13 tRNA genes are annotated in these 1,538 nt (G+C 49.1%); all 13 read left to right on the forward strand.

The annotated features are described in order from the left end of the window. The first annotated feature begins 150 nt into the window (after nucleotides 1-150). The 13 genes from V192_RS0118745 to V192_RS0118805 all read left to right on the forward strand — a co-directional run bounded on the left by V192_RS0118745 (nucleotide 151) and on the right by V192_RS0118805 (nucleotide 1,410). Nucleotides 151-224: transfer RNA gene (locus V192_RS0118745), tRNA-Arg, on the forward strand. Nucleotides 225-234: 10 nt separating this feature from the next. Further along, a tRNA-Pro gene (locus V192_RS0118750) sits at nucleotides 235-308 on the forward strand. A gap of 10 nt (nucleotides 309-318) precedes the next feature. Then, a tRNA-Ala gene (locus V192_RS0118755) sits at nucleotides 319-391 on the forward strand. A gap of 18 nt (nucleotides 392-409) precedes the next feature. After that, nucleotides 410-483 (forward strand) — tRNA-Met (locus tag V192_RS0118760). An 18-nt stretch (nucleotides 484-501) separates the two neighbouring features. After that, nucleotides 502-575: transfer RNA gene (locus tag V192_RS0118765), tRNA-Ile, on the forward strand. 37 nt (nucleotides 576-612) lie between these two features. Then, a tRNA-Ser gene (locus V192_RS0118770) sits at nucleotides 613-702 on the forward strand. Nucleotides 703-761: 59 nt separating this feature from the next. Further along, nucleotides 762-835 (forward strand) — tRNA-Met (locus V192_RS0118775). 49 nt (nucleotides 836-884) lie between these two features. Further along, nucleotides 885-958 (forward strand) — tRNA-Asp (locus V192_RS0118780). Nucleotides 959-969: 11 nt separating this feature from the next. Next, nucleotides 970-1,040, forward strand: a tRNA-Gly gene (locus V192_RS0118785). Nucleotides 1,041-1,044: 4 nt separating this feature from the next. After that, nucleotides 1,045-1,118: transfer RNA gene (locus V192_RS0118790), tRNA-Ile, on the forward strand. An 18-nt stretch (nucleotides 1,119-1,136) separates the two neighbouring features. Continuing rightward, nucleotides 1,137-1,224: transfer RNA gene (locus V192_RS0118795), tRNA-Ser, on the forward strand. A gap of 8 nt (nucleotides 1,225-1,232) precedes the next feature. After that, a tRNA-Glu gene (locus tag V192_RS0118800) sits at nucleotides 1,233-1,304 on the forward strand. Between the two features lie 16 nt (nucleotides 1,305-1,320). Next, a tRNA-Ser gene (locus tag V192_RS0118805) sits at nucleotides 1,321-1,410 on the forward strand. Nucleotides 1,411-1,538 lie beyond the last annotated feature (128 nt).

The raw sequence follows: 1,538 nt of genomic DNA on the forward strand, positions 1-1,538 counted from the left end.
TAAAATCCTGCGGTGAGTGATCACCGTACCGGTTCGATTCCGGTCCTCGGCATTGCTTTGAAACACTATGAATGGCAATTCTAAAATTGACAGAATAGATGTTGACAAGTACGAAGCAGATGAATGCATCTGACTTTGTTCCTTGTTTTAGCACCCATAGCTCAACTGGATAGAGTGCTTGACTACGAATCAAGAGGTTAGGGGTTCGACTCCCTTTGGGTGCATTTGTAAATACGGGAAGTAGCTCAGCTTGGTAGAGCACTTGGTTTGGGACCAAGGGGTCGCAGGTTCGAATCCTGTCTTCCCGATTTATTTTAAGGGGCCTTAGCTCAGATGGGAGAGCGCCTGCTTTGCACGCAGGAGGTCAGCGGTTCGATCCCGCTAGGCTCCATTAGTACTTTATTATTTTCGCGGTGTAGCTCAGCTGGCTAGAGCGTCCGGTTCATACCCGGGAGGTCGGGGGTTCGATCCCCTTCGCCGCGATTATTTTTTAAGAGCCAAGGACCTTTAGCTCAGTTGGTTAGAGCAGACGGCTCATAACCGTCCGGTCGTAGGTTCGAGTCCTACAAGGTCCATTGTAGTGACGATTTAACTAGTAGTAATTTTTATTTCGGAGGATTACCCAAGTCCGGCTGAAGGGAACGGTCTTGAAAACCGTCAGGCGGGTAAAACCGTGCAAGGGTTCGAATCCCTTATCCTCCTTTGTTAAGAAATCACCAAAAGTTATCACCTTTCTATAGTCAATAAAGACTATATATTATCGCGGGGTGGAGCAGTCAGGTAGCTCGTCGGGCTCATAACCCGAAGGTCGTAGGTTCAAATCCTGCCCCCGCAATTGCTTTTAAATAAGCAAACAGTTATTAGTGACGCAACACAATAACGATGGTTTGGTAGTTCAGCTGGTTAGAATGCCTGCCTGTCACGCAGGAGGTCGCGGGTTCGAGTCCCGTCCAGACCGTTTCAAGTATTGCGGGTGTAGTTTAGTGGTAAAACCACAGCCTTCCAAGCTGTTGTCGCGAGTTCGATTCTCGTCACCCGCTTTATGGGCCTATAGCTCAGCTGGTTAGAGCGCACGCCTGATAAGCGTGAGGTCGATGGTTCGAGTCCATTTAGGCCCATTTTTAAATTATTTTCTTGGGGAAGTACTCAAGTGGCTGAAGAGGCGCCCCTGCTAAGGGTGTAGGTCGGGAAACCGGCGCGAGGGTTCAAATCCCTCCTTCTCCGTTTCACAAGGCCCGTTGGTCAAGCGGTTAAGACACCGCCCTTTCACGGCGGTATCACGGGTTCGATTCCCGTACGGGTCATTTTAATAATTATTCCGGAGGATTACCCAAGTCCGGCTGAAGGGAACGGTCTTGAAAACCGTCAGGCGGGTAAAACCGTGCAAGGGTTCGAATCCCTTATCCTCCTTTGTTAAGAAATCACCAAAAGTTATCACCTTTCTATAGTCAATAAAGACTATATATTATCGCGGGGTGGAGCAGTCAGGTAGCTCGTCGGCTCATAACCCGAAGGTCGTAGGTTCAAATCCTGCCCCC

Source organism: Enterococcus crotali (assembly GCF_000633635.1).
GTDB lineage: Bacteria > Bacillota > Bacilli > Lactobacillales > Enterococcaceae > Enterococcus_L > Enterococcus_L crotali.